This is a genomic window from Paenibacillus sp. GM2, from assembly GCF_900069005.2.
Lineage (GTDB): Bacteria > Bacillota > Bacilli > Paenibacillales > Paenibacillaceae > Fontibacillus.
In genome coordinates, this window is sequence record NZ_LN831279.1 from 248,753 (window position 1) to 263,394 (window position 14,642).

Annotated in this window: 15 protein-coding genes and 4 tRNA genes; 12 read left to right on the top strand and 7 right to left on the bottom strand. The window is 48.0% G+C overall.

Features of this window, described 5'->3' with window-relative positions:
* Positions 1-162 precede the first annotated feature (162 nt).
* A complete protein-coding gene (locus BN1360_RS10955) occupies positions 163-444 on the top strand; it encodes a CopG family ribbon-helix-helix protein (protein ID WP_082790021.1) in 282 nt (93 codons plus the stop codon).
* 3 nt (positions 445-447) lie between these two features.
* Positions 448-798, top strand: coding sequence for a type II toxin-antitoxin system PemK/MazF family toxin (locus BN1360_RS10960; protein WP_068779893.1), 351 nt, complete (start codon positions 448-450; stop codon positions 796-798).
* Positions 799-942: 144 nt separating this feature from the next.
* On the opposite strand, the gene BN1360_RS10965 is transcribed toward BN1360_RS10960, so the two are convergent.
* Genes BN1360_RS10965 through BN1360_RS10975 form a run of 3 tightly spaced genes read right to left on the bottom strand, consistent with a single transcriptional unit; the run spans position 943 to position 4,237 of the window.
* A complete protein-coding gene (locus tag BN1360_RS10965; protein ID WP_068779894.1) occupies positions 943-2,115 on the bottom strand; it encodes an ABC transporter permease in 1,173 nt (390 codons plus the stop codon).
* Positions 2,112-2,819, bottom strand: a complete 708-nt coding sequence (locus tag BN1360_RS10970; protein WP_068779895.1) for an ABC transporter ATP-binding protein — start codon at positions 2,817-2,819, stop codon at positions 2,112-2,114. The genes BN1360_RS10965 and BN1360_RS10970 overlap by 4 nt, the downstream gene beginning before the upstream one ends.
* Positions 2,819-4,237, bottom strand: coding sequence for an efflux RND transporter periplasmic adaptor subunit (locus BN1360_RS10975; RefSeq protein WP_068779896.1), 1,419 nt, complete (start codon positions 4,235-4,237; stop codon positions 2,819-2,821). Before BN1360_RS10975 ends, BN1360_RS10970 begins: the two co-directional genes overlap by 1 nt.
* A gap of 290 nt (positions 4,238-4,527) precedes the next feature.
* On the opposite strand from BN1360_RS10975, the gene BN1360_RS10980 reads away from it, so the two are divergent.
* Both BN1360_RS10980 and BN1360_RS10985 read left to right on the top strand, forming a co-directional pair.
* Positions 4,528-4,899, top strand: a complete 372-nt coding sequence (locus tag BN1360_RS10980) for a DUF4190 domain-containing protein (protein ID WP_068779897.1) — start codon at positions 4,528-4,530, stop codon at positions 4,897-4,899.
* A gap of 81 nt (positions 4,900-4,980) precedes the next feature.
* A complete protein-coding gene (locus tag BN1360_RS10985; RefSeq protein WP_068779898.1) occupies positions 4,981-7,281 on the top strand; it encodes a Tex family protein in 2,301 nt (766 codons plus the stop codon).
* A 59-nt stretch (positions 7,282-7,340) separates the two neighbouring features.
* On the opposite strand, the gene cmpA is transcribed toward BN1360_RS10985, so the two are convergent.
* Together cmpA and BN1360_RS10995 are read right to left on the bottom strand one after the other, a co-directional pair.
* A complete protein-coding gene (gene cmpA / locus BN1360_RS10990) occupies positions 7,341-7,490 on the bottom strand; it encodes a cortex morphogenetic protein CmpA (protein WP_148466553.1) in 150 nt (49 codons plus the stop codon).
* A 265-nt stretch (positions 7,491-7,755) separates the two neighbouring features.
* Complete coding sequence (locus BN1360_RS10995) at positions 7,756-8,109, bottom strand: hydrolase/acyltransferase (RefSeq protein WP_068779899.1); 354 nt, start codon at positions 8,107-8,109, stop codon at positions 7,756-7,758.
* 144 nt (positions 8,110-8,253) lie between these two features.
* On the opposite strand from BN1360_RS10995, the gene BN1360_RS11000 reads away from it, so the two are divergent.
* Positions 8,254-8,715 carry a SprT family protein gene (locus BN1360_RS11000; protein WP_068779900.1) on the top strand — a complete coding sequence of 154 codons (462 nt, stop codon included), beginning with the start codon at positions 8,254-8,256 and terminating at the stop codon, positions 8,713-8,715.
* 52 nt (positions 8,716-8,767) lie between these two features.
* The gene (locus BN1360_RS11005) at positions 8,768-8,983 is read left to right on the top strand and encodes a hypothetical protein (RefSeq protein WP_068779901.1); all 216 of its coding nucleotides are present in this window, start codon (positions 8,768-8,770) and stop codon (positions 8,981-8,983) included.
* Here BN1360_RS11005 and BN1360_RS11010 read toward each other — a convergent pair.
* Positions 8,956-9,516: an ArsR/SmtB family transcription factor gene (locus BN1360_RS11010; RefSeq protein ID WP_229520978.1), complete on the bottom strand. Its 561-nt coding sequence runs from the start codon at positions 9,514-9,516 to the stop codon at positions 8,956-8,958. The genes BN1360_RS11005 and BN1360_RS11010 overlap by 28 nt on opposite strands.
* A 99-nt stretch (positions 9,517-9,615) precedes the next feature.
* Positions 9,616-10,866 (bottom strand): MFS transporter, encoded by a 1,251-nt coding sequence (locus BN1360_RS11015; protein ID WP_229520979.1) that lies wholly within the window; start codon positions 10,864-10,866, stop codon positions 9,616-9,618.
* 269 nt (positions 10,867-11,135) lie between these two features.
* Between BN1360_RS11015 and BN1360_RS11020 the strand changes: the two genes are divergently transcribed.
* The 6 genes from BN1360_RS11020 to BN1360_RS11045 all read left to right on the top strand — a co-directional run bounded on the left by BN1360_RS11020 (position 11,136) and on the right by BN1360_RS11045 (position 14,631).
* Positions 11,136-11,211: transfer RNA gene (locus BN1360_RS11020), tRNA-Asn, on the top strand.
* Positions 11,212-11,217: 6 nt separating this feature from the next.
* Positions 11,218-11,306, top strand: a tRNA-Ser gene (locus BN1360_RS11025).
* Positions 11,307-11,507: 201 nt separating this feature from the next.
* Positions 11,508-11,582, top strand: a tRNA-Glu gene (locus BN1360_RS11030).
* 9 nt (positions 11,583-11,591) lie between these two features.
* Positions 11,592-11,674, top strand: a tRNA-Leu gene (locus BN1360_RS11035).
* Between the two features lie 202 nt (positions 11,675-11,876).
* Positions 11,877-13,520 (top strand): AraC family transcriptional regulator, encoded by a 1,644-nt coding sequence (locus BN1360_RS11040; RefSeq protein WP_068779904.1) that lies wholly within the window; start codon positions 11,877-11,879, stop codon positions 13,518-13,520.
* Between the two features lie 106 nt (positions 13,521-13,626).
* The gene (locus BN1360_RS11045; RefSeq protein WP_068779905.1) at positions 13,627-14,631 is read left to right on the top strand and encodes an iron-hydroxamate ABC transporter substrate-binding protein; all 1,005 of its coding nucleotides are present in this window, start codon (positions 13,627-13,629) and stop codon (positions 14,629-14,631) included.
* Positions 14,632-14,642 lie beyond the last annotated feature (11 nt).

A 14,642-nucleotide genomic window follows, 5' to 3' on the forward strand; every position in this document is an offset into this window, starting at 1 on the left:
AATCAGGTGTGTACGGTACTATCATTTTTGTTTATAATGATATGCAGCATACTTGATATACTCTCGGCATATATTTTCTTGTATAAATTCCCTTGAATAATGCTATACTGTGTTTTAATACGAGGGTTTTGGGTCGATAAGGTTTTGGGGGTGGAAGTAAAGGTGGCCAATATGCACAATACCAAACGGATCATGATCAGTTTACCGGATCATCTTTTACAGGAGGTAGATGGGATCGTAGCGATGGAAAATTCCAATCGCAGCGAATTGATTCGGCAAGCCATGAAGCTGTATCTGAACGAACGGAAGAAGAGATTTATCCGCGAGTCGATGCAGCGGGGTTATATGGAAATGGCTAAGATTAACCTATCCATGGCCTCTGAAGCGTTCCAAGCAGAGGAAGATGCAGACATCACTCTGGACCGCCTAGTAAGCGGGGTGTAACCATTGATCGTAAAGCGCGGTGACGTATTTTTTGCAGACCTTTCCCCAGTAGTTGGTTCTGAACAGGGAGGGGTAAGACCGGTGCTAATCATCCAGAACGATATCGGCAACCGATTTAGCCCAACGGCGATCGTTGCTGCCATCACAGCTCAAATTCAAAAGGCAAAGCTGCCGACTCACGTTGAAATTGATGCAGCGACGCACGGATTTGATCGTGATTCCGTCATTTTGCTGGAACAGATTCGAACGATCGACAAACAAAGATTAACCGACAAAATCACACATTTAGACGATGAGACGATGAAGAAAGTGAATGATGCATTGTTGATTAGTCTAGGTTTGATTGATTTTTAATCATACAGCTTGGAGGCGAAAGCTTTCAAGCTAGCACCCGAAGTCTCGGGTGCTTTTTTCTTTATAGATCGAACAGCAAAAAGCTGGCGTCGTAGCCTATGCTACGGTTGCCAGCTTTTTTGAAGCCATTGTAAGGCTGCTGTTTTATTCACTACGTAAAGCATAGATCGGGCGCAGCTTGGCTGCCTTGTTCGCCGGGATCATCCCGAAGATAATGCCGATGAACAGGGAGAAAATGAAGGAAATCATTACGATGTAGACAGGAACTGTAGTAGTTAGGGAGGTATACCGCCCAATCAGCGCACTGACTCCGTAGCCTATCCCGATCCCTACCATTCCTCCAAACCCGCTGAGGAAGGTGGATTCAACCATGAACTGCATAAGGATATTCCGCTTCTTAGCTCCGATGGCCTTTCTTATCCCGATCTCTCTCGTTCTTTCGCTTACTGAGACGAGCATAATGTTCATGATCCCGATGCCGCCAACCAAAAGTGAGATTCCTGCGATGCCTCCCAGAGCCAGAGAGAGCGTCTGGGTTGTTGAATTTACCGTATCGAGCATATCCTGAGAGTTGAAGATGCTGTAGGAGTTGGACGCATTCTGGAACTTCTTGTTCAGCTCGGCTTCCAGCGATGACTTGACGGTACTGATTAGCTTCGAGTCATTGGCTTGAACGGTAATTGAGCGGATGCCCCCACTTCTTAATGTTCGTTCAGCGGTCGTCAAGGGGATGAGAATTTTATTGTCGTTGGAGGCCGTAAGACTTGATCCCTTGGATTCCAGCAGCCCAACGATCTTGAAGCTGGAACCGTTCAATTGAATCGTCTGTCCGACCGGATTTTCGCTCCCGAAGAAGGTTTGTGCTGCCTCGCTGCCCATTAAAGCGACCTTCATCCGGAAGTCGTTATCCAGATCGAGAATGAAGCGACCCGTTTGGACATGAAAATTATTAACGTCCTCATAGGAAGGGACAATTCCCTCGACGGATATGGTGTCATTGGTCGTCCCCTTCTTAACGGTTACGGAATTGCTAATAACCGGGGACACGGCCTTAACTCCTTCAATTTGTTCGAAATCCATCGCTTCGTCAAGCGAGAGAGAAGTAGCGGCTCCCCGGCCCATAATATTTACCGTCAGCAGATCTGTGCCCAGTCCTTCCAGCTGGGAAGTGATTTGCGAAGTGGTTCCTTGGCCGACGGAGACGAGAATAATGACCGAGGATACGCCGATGATAATTCCAAGCATAGTTAACAGTGATCTGACCTTGGAGCCGATGATGCTCTTCCAAGCCATTTTGATGCTCTGCAGCAGATTCATATGGCCTCCCTCTGATCGTCAATGATTCTGCCGTCCTGGATATGAATGATTCTTGTGGCTTGCTGTGCAATCGACAGATCATGCGTGATAATTAGGATGGTATGACCAAGGGCATTCAACTTCTTCATTTGCTCCATGACCTCGATTCCGGTTCTGCTATCGAGCGCGCCTGTCGGCTCATCAGCCAATAGAAGCGGGGGATTGCCGGCAATGGCCCGGGCGATAGCGACACGCTGCTGCTGACCGCCTGAGAGCTGGGGCGGTTTGTGGTGCATGCGGTCCTCAAGGCCGACCGTCCGCAGCGATTCTACAACGATTCTCACTCGCTCTTTATGCGGGATATTCCGGTATACCAGCGGAAGCTCTACATTTTCGTAAGCTGTTAATTTGGACAATAAATTAAAAGATTGAAAGATAAAGCCGATTTTCTCATTTCTAATCTTGGCCAGTTTATTATCGGACAGTTTGCTGACATCAACGCCTTCCAAGTGATAGGAGCCTTCACTGGCGATATCCAGACAACCGAGCATATTCATAAGTGTAGATTTGCCGGAGCCTGAAGGGCCGATTATTGCCACGAACTCGCCGTAATTAATCGTGAAGGAAATATCGGAGAGCACCTTCATGATCTCGCCCGCCATCATATAGCCGTGTCCGAGTCGGTTCACTTCAATCAAGGGAGGTGTCGTTGGGGTGTCCGCCATTATTGTCCACCGCCTTTAGGAGCGCCGCCTCCGCTGCTAGGTCTGTTGCCTCCGGTGAAGCCGCCTCCGTTAAAGTTGCCGCTTGGCATCATTCCGCCGGATTCACCGCGGAAGCTGCCTTCACCGAATCTGACCGCCCCTCCGCCTTGAATGAATTGCTCCATAGCGGCATTATTCGTTGATTCCGAAATAATAGTTGGAATGACGACTTCGTCGCCTTCATTTAAGCCGCTGACGATCTCGATATTATTTTCATCATGAACGCCAACCTCAACTTCTTTCATATTTCCTGACACGTTTCGTCTTCCAGTCCTGGAATTGCTCGTGGTTCCTGAGCCCTCCTGCTTGTCCGATAGATCTGCTGGTTTTCCCGGAGCTGCTTTGGAGCTGCTCTCACTGTCCGGGCTGACAGCTGTTTGATCCTGAGTTGCCGCTCTGCGAACATTTGTTGTATCCGTTGTTGTCGAAGCATTCCCTGCTGCCTCATTTTCCGTTGATGGGAGCATTACGAAGTATTTTTCACCTAATTTCTGAACAGCTTCGATCGGCAATTTAAGAATATCTTCCTGTTCATTCACTATAATGGTCGCTTCTGCAGTCATTCCGACGCGCGCGCCATCTGTAGGGTTCATCTTAATCGTGACGTCGAACAGCGATACGCCGTTGGAGGCGGAGCCTTCATTCGATATATCGGAGACGGTGCCTTCGATGGTCTGGTCAGGTAAAGCATCCAGCTGGAGAGTTGCTTTCAACCCTTTTTTCACATCAGGGATATCAAGTTCATCGACCTGGGTCTTCACGCTTAGATTTTGGTAGTCGGTAATGACAAATAATTCACTGCCCGCTTTGGTCTGCTCCCCGGCAGTAATGTTGACAGCGGTAATCGTCCCGGCGATCGGAGAAGTCAACGGATCGGGAGGAAGCATATCCTCTTTTATCGTGGCGATATCCTTTTCTGTCTTTGCAATATTCAATTGCTGCTTATCTATTGATTTCTGAATCTGTTTCAACTCCTCCTCGGAGTCGATATCCTGGGCTTTGCGTTTGTATTGATCCTGGAGGTCCTCGAGATCCCATTTTTGCGTCTGCAATGTATTCTCCTGCTCTTCGAGCTTGTCGGATAGATCCTCCGGCTCATAGGTCAACAGAGTTTGGCCCTTTTTGACAACGTCGCCTGTTTTGACGAGCACCTTGCTTACCTTGCCTTCGTCCTTGGTACGGACACTTTCGCTATCCGTGGAGATGACGGAGCCCGATCCGGAGACGCTAACGGTAATATTCCCCTTCGTCACTTTGGTCGTCCTCTGCTGCGGGGGCTCCGCCGCATTCTTCTTAGACGGAAGCGTCAGCGATAGGGCAACGGCGATAAGCGCCAGTATAACAATCACAATTACAATCCATAACCATTTCTTCTTCAAATAGAATCACTCAGCTTTCTTCATAATGGTTCGAACGATAGCTCAACATATGTATAGGTGTTAAGCGGCTCAAAGTTATTTTATGGGGCGAATATGAAAGGAGGGTGAAGCTAGGCTGAATGTAATCTGAATAGAAGCTGAATGTTTGCTGAAAGAAGGAAGTGCAATATTTCTCTGTTTTGAGGGTAGATACGAGGTGGAGTCGGCTGAAGGCCAGTAAAGTTTTTCACTCCTCTACTGGGGATATCTGTTATAATGAAGCTATATATTTATGGGGAGGACCTTTTTGAATGGATCAAAATCGGTCAGATCAGCAGTATCAATACTCAACAATGAATAACTATCCGCCGCCCTATCCGCCGGGACCACCGGTTGTACAGAAGACTAACGGCAAATCGATTGCAGCCTTGATATTAGGAATTTTATCAATCTTGATTCCTTATGTCGGGTTTCTTCTGGGGATTATGGCCATTATTTTCGCCAGCTTATCTTTGAAGGAACTCAAGCGGAAATATGAGCAAGGAAAAGGCTTGGCCATTGCCGGACTTGTTTGCGGAATTATCGGAACAATTATTTATGGTTTCATCATTTTCCTTGTTGTGATCGGCATCTTTATTTATGCAGGTGCAGGGTGGGAGAACTCAATTTACTCCAACTTCTAAATAAGGCGATAAAGCATCGGGGCAGCCCGATGCTTTATTATTTTATCCGGCAGCTGGGGATGAAAGCTTAACACGCTGGAAATGAGCCGGAAAGTTTGTGATAATAGAGACAATTGTATTTTTGAGACGAAAGAGGGATCGCACTTGTCACAATCGGATACGACAATAACTACAACGGTAAATCAGGATCATTCAGGGGCTGAGGAGCAGGAGCAGATTGTCCGCCAAATTGCCAAGGAGCTGAATCTGTCCCTGAAGCAAGTGAGGACGACAGGATCATTATTGGATGAGGGCAACACGATTCCGTTCATTGCCCGTTATCGGAAGGAGATGACCGGAGAGCTTGATGAGAATCAGCTGCGGGATATCGCCGACCGGATGCAGTATTTGCGCAACCTGGGTGAACGCAAGCGTGAGGTATTGCGGATTATCGAAGAGCAGGGCAAGCTGACCGATGAACTGGCTGCGGCGATTGGACAGGCAGTGAAGCTGCAGGAAGTTGAGGATTTGTATCGTCCGTATAAGCAAAAGCGCAAGACGCGGGCAAGTGTCGCTAAGGAGAAGGGGCTAGAACCGCTGGCTAAGTGGATACTGGCTCAGCCGAAACAAGGGAACCTGCTTCAGGAGGCGGCTCAGTATATCGATGTGGAGAAGGCTGTTGAGACTGCAGAGGAAGCTGTCCAGGGGGCAATGGATATCATTGCCGAGGAGATTTCTGATGAAGCGTCAACCCGGGCCTGGGTACGACGCTATACAATGGATCACGGATTTATGGTATCGGAGGCGAAGACACCGGAAGAAGAATCGGTGTATGAGATGTACTATAATTACCGGGAAGCAGCGAAGAAAATGCCTTCCCACCGCATCCTGGCTATGAACCGCGGCGAGCGTGAGAATGTGCTGAGGGTGACGCTAGAAGTGGAGATAGAAGCGATTCATCGCCATATTGCCGGACGCTGTATCAAGGGCAGCTCAGTGGTGGAGGCTGTACTGCATTCCATTATTGAGGATGCTTACAAGCGGCTGATTGCCCCTTCAATTGAGCGGGAGGTACGCGCTGAATTAACGGAGAAGGCAGAGGGGCAGGCAATTGCGATCTTTGCTGGCAATTTGCGCAACCTGCTCCTTCAGCCTCCGGTGCGCGGCCAGCGTGTGCTTGGTGTCGACCCTGCCTACCGCACGGGCTGCAAGCTCGCCGTCGTTGACGAGACCGGCAAGCTGTTGGAGGTCGCTGTTACTTACCCGACGCCGCCGAACAACAAAAAGCGGGAAGCAGAGGAAATATTTAACCAATTGATCGACAGATACGGGATATCGCTGATCGTTATTGGCAACGGTACCGCATCGAGGGAGACGGAGCAATTTGTAGCTGATGTAATTGCGGGCAGGAAGGACAAGGATAAGGATCTGGCTTATTTGATCGTCAACGAAGCGGGTGCCAGTGTGTACTCTGCTTCCAAGCTTGCTCAGGAGGAGTTCCCTAATCTGGACGTTGCGGAGCGAAGCGCAGCTTCGATTGCGCGGCGTCTGCAGGATCCGCTTGCGGAATTGGTTAAGATCGAACCCAAAGCGATTGGCGTTGGGCAGTATCAGCATGACGTATCTCAGAAGCATCTCGATGAGAGTCTGAAGAATGTTGTGGAATCCGCAGTTAACCATGTAGGTGTGGATGTTAATACGGCTTCATCTTCCTTGCTGTCTTATGTATCTGGCGTCAATGCAACAATTGCCAAGAATATCGTGAAATACAGGGATGAGAATGGCAAGTTCAAGAGCCGCAAGCAACTCCAGAAGGTGCCGCGGTTGGGGGCCAAAACCTATGAGCAGTGCATCGGCTTCCTGCGTATTAACGATGGCAGCTTCGAGTTGGATCGTACGCCAATCCATCCCGAATCTTATGAAGTGGTGGAGCGGTTATTTGTCGAGCTGGGTGTAGGGATGGAGCAGCTTGGCTCGAAAGAATTAAACAGCAAGCTGGCCACTCTACAGCCAGAGGCGGTTGCCGCGCAATTGGAAGTTGGCGTGCCGACACTGCGCGATATTATCGATAGTTTGCAGCGTCCAGGTCGTGATCCGCGCGAAGAGCTGCCACTCCCGATCTTCCGCACCGATGTGCTTAAGATCGAGGATCTGACGCCGGGAATGGAGCTGCAAGGGACCGTTCGCAACGTGATCGACTTTGGCGCCTTTGTTGATATCGGGATCAAGAATGATGGTCTTGTCCATATTTCCCAGCTTAGCGATCGCTTCGTGAAGCATCCGATGGATGTCGTCTCGGTAGGGGATAATGTGACGGTCTGGGTACTGAATGTTGATCTGAAGAAGGGAAGAGTTGGTTTGACAATGCGCAAGCCTAACGATTCTGCAAACGGTTTGCAATAAACTATGAAAGAAGCCCGCCGGATGATGGCGGGCTTTCGTCTTATAGACGGTTAATTAGGCTATGATTTGGAACGGGGCAGTTGATTTGGGGTCCCATTGGTCCATTGACGGTTATAGTAGAAGAACCAGCAATCATTGAGTAATCGTATCTGACGGCGATCCCGCTTGTTAAAGGCTCGCATAATTTGATTACTTAGCCAAGTTGGCAATGATATCTCCTCCTCCGGCATGCTTAGTACGTTTAGCATATGGGGGAATGCCAGAAAAAGTGCAGGTCCGCCACAATAGAGGAAGTCAAAAAGGCCAATTTTGATCTCGAAGTTATACTGAAAGATGATTCGACATCGAATCTTGAATTCAGCCGGGCCTTCCGGTGCTCACGTACCCAGAACGTACGCTGCGCTCCTCAGTCCCTAGCTTCATCCAACCTTCTCGGAGCTGAAAACCGGCGCCCTCTAATCACTAGTATAAAGGTCAAATAAGTTCCTCTTCTTCATACCATTGCTCAAGCTGGGCCTGCAATGCGCGAATCTCGGTCAGCAGGGAGATGAGCGGGTAATTCTCCTCCTGGATGGAAGCGAAGGCGGACTCCAGCTCATTGATATAATCGATCCCGCTGGCAATTTGCAAGGACGGCTGCAGCAGGTCAAGACGGTCGCACTCGGCAACAGCCAGCGGCAGGCTCGGTACATTGGCGGCAGTTAACTTGGCGATTTCCTTGTTCAGTCGCAGGTTAAGCGCGCTCAGTTGATAGGCATATTCTTCAGGCATTTCTACAAATTTCAGATCGCTATTTTGCTGTAAAATGACGTATCTCATGGAAGGCATCACGAATAATCTCCTTTATTCTGTCATTACTACTTGACAGTGTAGCCTAAGAGGAAGTTAAAATTCAAGTAAAATCAGCACGACGACCGGCGTGTTATGATAAAGTAGAACCAGTTACTATAGCAAAGAGGAGAAGCCGCAACGATGGACGACAAACAGCTACAGGAATGGGTCGAGGAAATCTCACTGCGCAGCTTCGGCGTGCCTTTTCGCCATCAAGCTTCATTTAACGGGCGCTTAAGGACGACCGGGGGAAGATATTTTCTGAAAAGCCATAACATTGAGATTAACCCCGCGCAGCTTCAGACCTACGGCCTGGATGAGGTGGAGAAGATTATTAAGCATGAATTGTGCCACTATCATCTTCATTTATCGGGCAAAGGATACCAGCACCGGGACCCTGAATTCAAGGCACTGCTGCAAAAGGTAGATGGAAGCCGTTATTGCCAGTCGCTCCCGGGGGCCGCCCAACGCCGAACTTTGCCCTATCGCTATAAGTTAGTATGTGTCCGCTGTGGAATGGAGTATAAGCGCAAACGCAAGGTAGACCCTGCGCGGTACCGCTGTGGCCGGTGTTCAGGCGTATTGAAGCTGCATGCCATATAGAGATGCGGTTTTATGTTATACTAGAGCTATCAACAGATGAGGAGTGATATGTATGGCAGTATCCAAGGCGAAGAAATTTCGGCAAAAATGCGTCAGAGAAGGCAAGCGCAACCCGGAGGATGGACGAAGCCAGTTTGCTTTCGCGGATATGAGAACAAGACGGACGAGGAGCAAGCTGGAGCAATTGAATAGGAATAAGCATAACAACCATCATTCCTACAATGGAGACGATGGTTGTTTTTATTTGGATTTAATATCCGGATTGTGAAATAGAGTAAAGAACAACTCGTACCTCATGCGTCCCTCTTCCGGGGAAGGGTGGCCATGCTGCTCACAAAATTCATTAATCATCGAGAACAGCTGCTCGGCTTCCTGCTCTGTTAAATACATACTGCTATTATTAATTAAATTTCCCTTTGATCTGCTCCCGCTGTAATTCTGCAGGAAACGCTTCTTGTTCTCATCATAGAAGTTCGAGACCAACTTCTCGGCCTCCGATTGGAATACCTGCTTGATCGTCTCATCAACATCGCTTTTGCTAATGATGACCTTGCCTTTATAAGGCTCATAATATTTGGCTGTGATTCCGTTCACCAGCTTGGTATCCACCAATTCAAGCATCCCGATGCTCTCCAGCTTTTTGGCATGATAATACACCTTGGCAGGCACTTCATGAAGTGCGTCAGCCACTTCTTTGACCGTTGCCGGTCTGTTGAAGCTTATAAATTCATTCAGAATCTGAATGCGATAGGGATCGGAGTATATACGGATTTCTTCTAAAGTTTTGAGTTCCTTTTTCACGGTGGTCCCCCTGGAATCTAATAAGTTCATATAACTGCTTCATTTTAGTATAACGCATGCAAGGGAAAGTACAAGATAGAAGCGGCCGGGTAGCCGCTGTCAGATTTCACGGAAGCTGCGCCGGCTTATTAAATAGAAGAACGGAACGATCATCAGTAAGCCGAAGATAAGAAATAACAGATTGACTTCCATCCATTCTCCTAAAACTCCGGCCAGAGCGCTGCCAATCGGTATGGCCGCCGTACAGATCATGCTATAAATAGCTCCTACTCTGCCCAGCAGCTCCTTCGGTACAGTCTCCATAAAATAAGTAGTAGCCGGCGTGCTGATGAGTGTAACCGATATCCCCATGCAAAAAGTGATAAGGACGGCAAAGTAAAGTGAATGAACCTGAAAGAAGGTAGGCAGATACAACAGAGAATAGCTTAGACCAAGCATCAAATAACCCAAAATAATAAGCTGGCTTTTCTTGAACCGTAGGCCCCTGCGGCTAATCCACAGCGCGCTTACAATCATTCCGCCAATCATGCCAATTCCGAGTATGCTGAGCCCTTGGGGGCCGGATTTGAGAATTTCTGCTACATAGACCGGAGTCAATACATTATAGGGAGCAAGACAAAGGTTAACATAAGCCGCGCAGATGACAATGGTGACGATCATACGATTGGAAAAGAGGAACTTAAGTCCAAACTTGATTTCCTGAATAAAAGAGGTTTTCGCAGTTGAAGTGTGAGACGGATCTTCTCCGGTTTCTTCACTGACAGGGTTGACCCGGATAAAGGCTATCAACGCAGCAGCTGCGAAGAAGGTGATTCCATCCAGCAGGATTGCTCCGGAAATGCCCAGGAAGGCAATCATACCTCCAGTAATGGCAAGGCCGGCTAATTCGGCAGTTCTTGTGGCGGAGGTAGAGATAGAGTTGGCGCTTAATAGTCTGTGTTTTGGAAGCAGGGAAGGGACGATCGCCATTTCTGCAGGATGCGAGAAGCATTCGATGGTGGAGATCGTAAAGGTCAATACGTACAGATGCCAGGGCAGTAGCCAGCCTTGCCAATACAGCAGTGCTGTAAAAATGACAAGCAGGCCGCGACAAGAATAGGTAATGACAATTACTTTACGCTTCGACCAGCGATCCACTAGAGCACCAGTGAAGAAATTGAACAGAATGCCCGGTACGAAGTTAAGAGCGAACAGAGTTCCCATCATGATTTTTGATCCTGTGAGCATATAGACCATCCAGCTGTAAGCGATCGAGTCGATGGAATCGCCAAAGTGAGAGATCACCCTGGCCAGAAGATAAAGCGTAAATTCTTTATGAGCAAACAGGCCGGAAAGTTTCTTTTCCTTCACCAAAATAGCTTCAGGCATAAATATCTTCCTCTCAATAAAATATTTAACTTGTTCAATTTAATTTAACATTAAATTTATTTTGACGTTGTTTTTATTATACCCACCATTTGGAATTTGGCAAGGGGGGAATGAGAAGAATTTTAAATTTTTATTGGCTTAGCTTGTCCGCTGATAGCTTACTTTGCAATCTGGCAAAAGTCTGCCACGCTATCTTGACTTTCTGATGAAAGCGTAATAAAATTGGATTTATTCTGATAGTTGTTCAATGTTCCCTGATAGCTCAGTCGGTAGAGCACTCGACTGTTAATCGAGTTGTCACAGGTTCGAGTCCTGTTCGGGGAGCCATTTCTTGGAGAGATACCCAAGTGGCTATAAGGGGACCCTCTGCTAAGGGGTTAGACTGCGTAAGCGGTGCGAGGGTTCGAATCCCTCTCTCTCCGTTCTGAATAACTTCATTTGCAAGAGATGAGAATCCTTATGAGAAGGGCTCGTCAGAGTGAAGCTTCCGCGCTGCATAACGGTGCCGGGAGTTTTTTTATTTCTGTAGTGAAGGCGCAGAAATATATCAAAAAACATCTTGCTATGTTTAATAGTTCTTGCTATAATCTTTCTTGTCGCTGCTTTTGGAACCTAATTAATAAGGCCCGTTGGTCAAGGGGTTAAGACACCTCCCTTTCACGGAGGTAACAGGGGTTCGAATCCCCTACGGGTCACCATGTTCATATGCGGTAGTGGTGGAATGGCAGACACGCTATCTTGAGGGGGTAGTGGGCGTATGCCCGTGGAGGTTCGAGTCCTCTCTACCGCATACAGACAGGAAGCACTCGCTAAGGCGGGTGCTTTTTTCGTTGCCTATGAACAACCTGATTCCTTAAAAGGAGTGAGGTTATTTTTTATTTTATGGGAATAAAAGAGTCATATGGAAAGTCCTTATCGCAGACAGAGCGGTTTATGGTATGATACCTATATGATAATGATAACCATTCTCAATTAATAAAGGCGGTACATGAATGATGATCCATGCAAACCATATACAAACCGATCTTCAAGCTATGATGGTCAGGCTGTGGCATGCGGATTTTTATAACCAGAACGGGTTGAATCTGGAGCAGCAGCTGGCTATGCAAAATGCGTTGATTATAGTCATCAAGGGCGAGCTCGATCTTGAATTGGAGGGACGAACTGTTCATCTTAGCGAGGGCAGCGTTCAGCTATGTCCTTGTGGAAGAACCTTTGGAGCAAAGAGTGGCGTGTGCGGTCTTGTGACAGCAGCTGTGTTCCATTTTAGTCTCTATCAGGCGGATACTTCATGCAAGGAAGCTATAAAAGAGGTTACAGATTTGGGCGCCTGTACGCTTTGGGAGGACCATATCGTTGTAAGTTCAGCGGAGAATCTAAAGGCGTCAAGCCGTAAAGTGTACCGGAATTTTCATCATAGTCAGCCGCATAAGCAGTGGCGGGCCCAGCTTGATTTCCAGGAGCTGCTGTACGAATTGGTGGCCGAGAGCGGGAATGTGGCCGGAATCGATAAAGCCCAGGCGCTTGAACGAGCCAAAGCATATATCGAGGAGCATTATGACGAGGAGTTGACGATACAACGACTGGCTGAGGTTGCAGAATTCAGTCCGAAGTATTTTGCAGACCTGTTTAAGAAGACGTACAGACACAGCGTCATGGATTATGTAACACAGGTAAGGATGGCAAAGGCGAAGCAGCTTATGTTAGGTTCAGGTGCATTGTTGAAGGAGATCGCCCCGTTGGTGGGATACAAGGATGAATTCTATTTTAGCCGGAAGTTTAAAAAAGAGATGGGCTTGTCCCCTTCGGCATACATGAAGGAGCGGAGCAACAGGATCGCCTTATACGGATCTACCTCGCTGCTTGGATATCTGACTCCGCTGCAGATCATCCCCTATGCGGCTCCATTGCATCCTAAATGGTCATCCGAGCAGTATCATTCCCTTGGCCCGGATATCCCTGTGCATCTGGATGCCTATCGGCAAAATCATAATAAAGAGGCCAATCTTGAGAAGCTTGCGGCGGCCAAGCCGGAGCGGATCATATGTGTCCAAGAGCTGGAGCCATGGGAGAAGCGCAGATTAGCGCAGATTGCTCCAGTCCATGAGCTGGCATTGGAATCAGGGGATTGGAAGGGAGAGCTAATGACATTGGCGGCGTTGTTGGACAGGAAGGCGGAGGCAGAGCAATGGCTGCAATCCTTTGAACGAAATATCATTCGGCTGCGGCTTCGGATCATTCAGTATATGCAGCCTCCGGCAGCGGTTGTCGTGCGTATCTACCAAAATCAGCTGGTATTGGATAACAGTCAAGCTGTGCATGCAGTACTCTACAAGCTGCTAGGCTGCGAAATACCTCCTAATCTCCAAGAGGCAAACCCCAATACATCGTTGATTGTGGAGCAATTGGCGATGATCAAGGCAAAGCATATTTTTGTCCTGGTCCGACAGGATTCGGAGACACTGGCCTATTGGAAGGAGTTATCGTCATCGCCGGCATGGATGTCTATACAGGCGGTGAGAGAAGGGACGATGCATCTGATTAATTCCTATCCGTGGCGGGAACATTCCCCGGCTGCGATGGAGCAAATGGCAGAAGCGGCAACAGACCTGTTAACGGGAAAAAGTCCATGCTAATTCGGGAATTTGTCCATGGCACATTCGACGCTCCTCCTTTACTATCAATAATGATAATCATTATCAATTAAGGCGAGAGTCGTCGAAGGGAGAAGTTAGAGAGAATATGAAAAGATTCAATATGTTATTAGGGGTAATTCTGGCGTTAACCGTAGTCCTGTCGGCCTGCGGCAAGGGGAATTCTTCCTCGGAATCTCCAGCAGCGCAAAATTCTAACCAAACCGCCGCGGAGCAGCCTGCGGAAACAGCAGAGCAACCGGCATCATCGGATACAAGAGTTATTAAATATCTGGACCAGGAGTATACACTTCCGGCCAAAGTTGAACGCATCGTAATTACCGGCGCCGTTGAAGCGATGGAGGATTCAATCGTGCTTGATGTGAAGCCGATCGGTGCCATTTCCTTCTCAGGCAAGTTCCCTCCATTGTTCGAGTCAATTACTTCAGAAGCGAAGTCTGTCGGTGAGAAAATGGAGCCGAACTTTGAGACAATTCTATCTCTTAAGCCGGATGTCATCCTGACTTCGACCAAGTTCAAGCCGGAGGTCAATGAGAAGCTGGAGAAAATTGCTCCAACCATCCCGTATTCTCATATATCCACAAATTGGGAGGCCAATCTGAGACTGCTCGGAGAGCTTAGCGGCAAAGAGGAGCAGGCAGAGCAGGAAATCGCCAAATACAAGGCGGATCTGGATGCGGCCAAGTCGCAAATCGGAGAGAATCTGAAGGATAAGAAGGTCCTGGCGGTACGGATTCGCGGCGGAGAGGTATACATTTACCCGGCAGGGGTGTTCTTTAACCCGGTATTATATGAGGATCTCGGTCTGGCCGTTCCTGCAGAAGTACAAGCCGCTAAGGCTCAGGAGCTGATCTCGAAGGAGAAGCTTGCAGAGATGAATCCGGATTATCTGTTTATCCAATTCTCGCCGGATGAGAATATGGACACGCCAAAAGCACTGGATGAGTTCCAACAGGATCCGATTATGAAAAGCTTGAATGCATTCAAAAACGATAAGGTGTTCGTGAACATCGTCGATCCGCTTGCCCAAGGGGGAACGGCTTATAGCAAGATCGAGTTCCTGAAAGCAGCGGTTGCCAATCTTAACAAGTAAAAAATACTACA